The 6452-nt window shown below is 39.8% G+C and carries 4 protein-coding genes; all 4 read left to right on the forward strand.

The window, feature by feature from the left end; translation table 11 throughout:
* The first annotated feature begins 406 nt into the window (after positions 1-406).
* Complete coding sequence (gene dnaB, locus HP439_RS16940; protein WP_172391523.1) at positions 407-1990, forward strand: replicative DNA helicase; 1584 nt, start codon at positions 407-409, stop codon at positions 1988-1990.
* A gap of 167 nt (positions 1991-2157) precedes the next feature.
* Positions 2158-4431, forward strand: coding sequence for an ATP-dependent helicase (locus HP439_RS16945; protein WP_172391524.1), 2274 nt, complete (start codon positions 2158-2160; stop codon positions 4429-4431).
* Positions 4432-4492: 61 nt separating this feature from the next.
* Positions 4493-5215, forward strand: a complete 723-nt coding sequence (locus tag HP439_RS16950; RefSeq protein WP_172391525.1) for a DUF4290 domain-containing protein — start codon at positions 4493-4495, stop codon at positions 5213-5215.
* Positions 5216-5324: 109 nt separating this feature from the next.
* On the forward strand, positions 5325-6452 hold a 1128-nt coding region (locus HP439_RS16955), incomplete at its 3' end, for a UDP-N-acetylglucosamine 1-carboxyvinyltransferase (protein ID WP_172391526.1).

Raw genomic sequence — 6452 nt, forward strand, 5'->3', positions numbered from 1 at the left:
AACATTGGAGATCACCAAAAAAGAATTTAAATGGTAAATATTTTTCTATAAATACGTATAAGTATTTGGCTACTAGGGTGAAGGGTTGAGTCAATCGGATTTTTTCTTTAGATTCATGCTTTATTTTGAGTTGTTAACATGGGTTAAAGTTATTAACATTTTTAAAAACGTCTGATTTTTAACAAACTATACGTTCGGTTTGGACGTTGTTAACATATACATGTCTAAAACTAGGGTATCGTTTGGAACTGAAGCAAAGGCGTCTATGGAGATGTTGAATTTATTAAAATTTGATGTTCACAATTAGTTAAAGTTATCCTCTTATTTTTTTATATTTTTGTTACCCCGTATTACGAGTGCGGTGCCCAGGAGCATAAAGTAAATATTAACAGCAGAAGCTTTTCGAATGACTACAGATAGTGAATTTTCAAACAATATGAGCAGCAAAACCAATTTTGCTAAAAAGCGCGCAAATTTGAATAATTTGGTCGGAGGGTTGGGTAAATTGCCACCTCAGGCTTTGGATCTAGAAGAAGCGGTGCTCGGAGCATTAATGTTGGAAAAAAATGCATTAAGTGAGATTATTGATATTTTAAAGCCTGAATCGTTCTACAAAGATTCTCATCAAAAAATTTTCGAAGCCATTTTTCGACTTTTTCAGCAGACTTCTCCGATTGATATCTTGACTGTTACGGCCGAGCTCCGTAAAATGGGAGCGCTAGAAATCGTTGGGGGAGCTTATTACATAACTCAGCTAACGGATCGAGTTGTTTCCGCCGCCAATATCGAGTTTCATGCGCGTATTATTTCTCAAAAATATATACAACGCGAACTTATTAAAGTTTCAACTGAGATCATTAATAGTGCATATGATGAGACTTCTGATATTTTTGATTTGTTGGATACCGCAGAAAAATCACTGTTCGATATTGCTCAAAATAACCTTCGTCGCGATTCACGTAAGATGGATGACATTATGAGAGAGGCGATCAATAACTTGGAAATGCTTCGTGATAAAACTGATGGTTTGACCGGTATTCCTTCAGGACTTACTGCGTTGGATAGGATGACCTCCGGTTGGCAACCATCCGATTTAGTAATTATTGCTGCTCGTCCTGCTATGGGTAAGACGGCTTTCGTTTTATCGGTAGCTAGAAATGCTGCAGTTGATCACCAACGCCCTGTTGCGGTATTCTCCTTAGAAATGTCGTCTGTACAACTCGTAAACCGTTTGATAGCAGGCGAGACGGAGATTGAACAGGAGAAGTTAAAAAAAGGAAACCTAGCAGATCACGAATGGCAGCAGCTGCATTCGCGAATTGGACGCCTCACTGAGGCTCCGCTTATTATTGATGATACTCCTGCGTTAAACGTATTTGAATTTCGAGCGAAATGTAGGCGTCTTAAAGCACAGCACGATATTCAAATGGTTATCGTGGATTACCTACAATTGATGCATGGTAAATCCGAAGGCAAAGGAGGTGGGAACCGCGAGCAAGAAATTGGTAGTATTTCACGCGCATTGAAATCTGTCGCCAAAGAATTGAATGTTCCTGTGCTCGCACTCTCACAGTTAAGTCGTGCGGTAGAATCTAGACCTGGAAATAGCAAGCGACCAATGTTATCCGATTTGCGTGAATCCGGATCTATTGAGCAGGACGCTGATATGGTGCTGTTCTTATACCGTCCGGAGTACTACGGATTGACGGAAGATGAAGAAGGTCGTCCTACTGCAGGAGTGGGTGAGGTCATTATCGCCAAACACAGAAATGGTGAAACAGGGATTGTGCCGCTACGTTTCGTTGGTAAATATGTGAAATTCGTCGATCTTGAAGAGGATTTTGGCGGTCCTGCCGGAGATAGTTTTGGGGCTGACTCTTTTAGTTCTGCTATCAATCCATCCGATGCATTTATGGGTGGTGCCTCTGGTGGCGGAGGTATCACTATGCCTTCTCGAATGAATGATATGCCGGATGATGCCCCGTTTTAGAATGTTCTAAGTTCGTTTTATAGCGTTTCATAATTTGGGAAAATATATTTAGAATCTTCAATGTGGCCTAGGGCTTCCATGTAGTTACTCAGCCCGGTGTAAATTATTTTTCTTATTTTTACACCACTATTTTGATTAGATTAATTTTTAAATTTTAGGAGACAGATTTGGATTTTTTAGCGGGGTTAAACCCCTCTCAACGTGCGGCGGTAGAACAGATTAAAGGACCCGTGATGATTGTTGCGGGTGCAGGTTCGGGAAAGACCCGTGTGATTACTTATAGAGTAGCCCACCTGATTCAGCAAGGAGTCGATCCATTTAATATTTTAGTGCTCACCTTTACTAACAAGGCCGCCAAGGAAATGCGGGAACGTATTATGAGCGTCGTTGGTCAAGAGGCAAAAAATATTTGGATGGGGACATTTCACTCTGTTTTCGCCCGCATTTTACGTGTGGAAGCGGAATTGATAGGCTATCCGAAGAATTTTACAATTTATGATTCTGATGACACCAAGAGTCTGATTCGCACGATTATAAAAGAAATGAGTTTAGATGATAAGCTTTATAATGCGAATCATGTTTATGGTCGGATTTCCTCTGCAAAAAATAATCTGATATCTGCACAAGAATATAATAAAAACGAGGCCATTATGGCTGAAGATATAGCGAATGGTCGTGGTCAACTGGGGCAAATTTATATGACCTATGCGCAGCGTTGTTATCGCGCTGGGGCAATGGACTTTGATGATTTGTTGTTTAAAACGAATGTTTTACTGAACAAGCATCCAGATGTCTTGCATAAATATCAACACCAATTCAAGTATTTAATGGTAGATGAATACCAGGATACTAATTTTTCGCAATATTTAATTGTCAAACGCCTTGCCGCTGTTAATGAAAATATCTGCGTTGTTGGCGATGATGCGCAAAGTATTTATGCGTTTCGCGGTGCAAATATTCAAAATATCTTAAATTTCCAGAAGGATTATCCAGATGTAAAGGTTTTTAAGCTCGAGCAAAATTATCGATCTACAAAGATGATCGTAAATGCTGCAAACAGTATTATCGAAAAAAACACGAACCAATTAGAGAAAAATGTTTTTTCGGAAAACGAAGATGGTGAAAAGATAAAAGTTAAACGAGCATTTTCTGACAACGAAGAGGGAAAGATTGTTGCGGAAGCTATTGCACAGAAGCGTTCACTCGAGGGATCAAATTATAAAGACTTTGCGATACTTTATCGTACAAACGCGCAGTCGCGCTCTATGGAGGAGGCTTTGCGTAAATTAGGTGTGCCATACAAGCTGCATGGAGGAACCTCATTTTATCAACGTAAGGAGATTAAGGATTTAATTGCATATTTCCGATTAACCTTTAACCCGAATGATGAGGAGGCGCTGAAAAGAGTTATTAATTACCCTAGGAGGGGAATTGGTGATACGACAGTGGAGAAGATTATGGTTGCTGCTGATCAGCAGCAGTACAGGCTTTGGGATGTTGTGTCAAATGCGCAAATGTTTTTAGATGGGCGCAGTGCGTCTGCTGTAGGAAACTTTGGATTAATGATTCAGAGTTTTCAAGCAATGGCCAAATCGAATAGTGCTTTTGAAACAGCTATGCATATCGCACAACATTCCGGTATATTGAAAGATCTTTATGAGGATAAATCTGTTGAAGGGCTAAGTCGTTATGAAAATATCCAGGAATTGCTAAACGGTATTAAAGAGTTTTCAGAAAGGGAAGATATTGAGGATAAAGGATTAGATATCTTTATGCAAGATATTGCGTTATTAACAAATGATGATAACGACAAGGATCCGAATGCGGATACAGTTTCTTTGATGACCATTCATTCATCCAAAGGGTTGGAATTTCCAAATGTCTTTATTGTTGGGTTAGAAGAAAATCTATTTCCGTCCCAACTGTCATTAAATTCTCGTTCTGAACTTGAAGAGGAGCGACGCCTTTTTTACGTTGCGGTTACTCGAGCGGAAAAGATGCTTCATTTATCCTATGCGACCTCACGTTATCGTTGGGGGTCATTGAACAACTGTGAGCCTAGTCGTTTTCTTGATGAACTAAATCCAGCGTGCTTGGATATAGATTTTCAGCAGCGATCGATTTCTACCGGAATGGATAACGGTTTTCAGTCTGAGCGTTTAGCGTGGAAGCAGAAAGATACGGATACCTACTCTAAGCCAAAGCCTAAAGTGGTGAAAACGACTTCTATATTACCGAAGGCACACGTTCCTTCCGAGAACTTTGCTCCCTCGGATACTGCCGGTTTACAAGTGGGTATGGATGTAGAGCACGAACGATTTGGCTACGGTAAAGTAGTAAGTCTAGAAGGTAATAGACCTGATCTAAAAGCAACTATTTTCTTCAAAGAGTTGGGACAGAAACAATTGTTGCTTAAATTTGCCAAACTTAGGATAGTATAAATTACCACATAAAACAATAACGGCGCTAATTACACGTTAGATTAGCGTGAAACAACACAATATGGAATTCGATTACAATAGTACCCGTTCAAAGCTTATTTTGGCGGAATATGGGAGGAATGTACAAAATATGGTAGACTATATTTGCTCACTTCCGACCAAAGATGATAGAAACCGCTATGCTCAGGTTGTCATTGATATGATGGGGGTTCTTAATCCCCACTTGAGAGACGTTTCGGATTTCAAGCATAAGTTATGGGATCACCTTCATATTATTTCTGATTTTAAGATCGATGTGGACTCTCCATATCCTGTTCCTGATCCGAAGGCGATTCACCAAAAGCCTGAGTTGTTAGGGTATCCTCAGCATAGGATACGGTTTAAACATTACGGTTTTACCGTGGAGCGTATGATCGAGAAAGCTTTAGCAATGCCTAGTTCTGAGAATCGTCAGCGTATGGCAATATCTATTGCTAATTTCATGAAGATGGCCTATATGACTTGGAATAAAGACAGTGTTCAAGATGAGCATATAATTCAGGATTTAACTGAGCTTTCAAAAGGGCAGCTTGCGTTGCCTGCAGATACAGTGTTAACCAAATTAGATTTCAAAACACCTCCTCCGGGAAACCGTATAAAATCTGCAAGTAATTCAAATACCTCTAATCAACGGAGTAATCAGGGAAGTTCTGGTCATAATAACAACAACAATAATAACAAGAAACATTCTGGCGCAAAGAAAAGTTTTGGAGCTGGGCCGAAGAAGAGCCATTTTAAACGGTAGATTCTTGTTAACTACGCATACTACTTGAGAGCAATTGTGTGACGAAATTCGTTATTCAATCGCTCTCTTTTTAATTTTTTTGAGATACCATAAAATAAAGAAACGATATATGAATGCATTCGAAATAATCGGAGGGAAGAAGCTGAAAGGTGAGATCGTCCCCCAGGGGGCTAAAAACGAGGCGCTGCAAATATTGTCTGCAGTGTTGTTGACGGACGAGAAGATAACCATTAGCAATATTCCGGATATTAAAGATGTAAATAAGCTTATCGATTTATTAGGTTCATTGGGTGTGGAAGTCAATCGCCTAAACAAGGATACCTATGAGTTCCAAGCGAACGATATAAATATCGATTATTTTCAATCGGAAGAATTTAAACAAAAAGGGGGAGGGCTTCGCGGTTCCATTATGATTGTCGGGCCACTATTAGCGCGCTTTGGTAAAGCTGCGATTCCAAAACCAGGTGGAGATAAGATAGGTAGACGGCGTTTAGATACCCATTTTCTTGGATTCGAAAAGCTCGGAGCAAAGTTTGTGTACGACTCGGAAAAGAATTTTTTTAATGTAGATGCCACTCAATTACGAGGGGCTTATATTTTGATGGATGAGGCATCGGTCACAGGAACAGCGAATATAGTTATGGCTGCTGTCTTAGCTAAAGGAACGACAACTATTTATAATGCGGCCTGCGAGCCCTATTTACAACAATTATGTAAGATGTTAAATCGCATGGGCGCGAACATCTCTGGTATTGGGTCCAACCTGCTTACAATTCAAGGGGTTGATAAATTAGGAGGGACAACACATCGGATGTTGCCGGATATGATTGAGATTGGCTCTTTTATAGGCTTAGCCGCTTTAACAGGGTCCGAAATAACTATCAAAGATGTGCATTTTGAAGAATTGGGGATTATTCCAACAGTATTCGCTAAGCTAGGTATCCAATTTGAGCTCCGTGGAGATGATGTATTTATACCAGCGCAAGAATATTATGAAATTGATACATTTATTGATGGATCGATCTTGACAGTATCTGATGCTCCATGGCCAGGATTTACACCCGATTTATTAAGCATCGTTCTTGTGACTGCAATCCAAGCAAAGGGTAATGTTCTTATCCATCAGAAGATGTTTGAAAGTAGATTGTTCTTTGTGGACAAATTGATCGATATGGGCGCCCAAATAATTCTCTGCGATCCACATAGAGCGACCGTAATTGGTCTTAATAATCAAACT

It is taken from the genome of Sphingobacterium shayense (assembly GCF_013179575.1).
Lineage (GTDB): Bacteria > Bacteroidota > Bacteroidia > Sphingobacteriales > Sphingobacteriaceae > Sphingobacterium > Sphingobacterium shayense.

Coding starts and splice junctions, on each gene's coding strand:
- dnaB (WP_172391523.1), top strand. CDS start 407: ATGACTACAGATAGTGAATTTTCAAACAATATGAGCAGCAAAACCAAT.
- HP439_RS16950 (WP_172391525.1), top strand. CDS start 4,493: ATGGAATTCGATTACAATAGTACCCGTTCAAAGCTTATTTTGGCGGAA.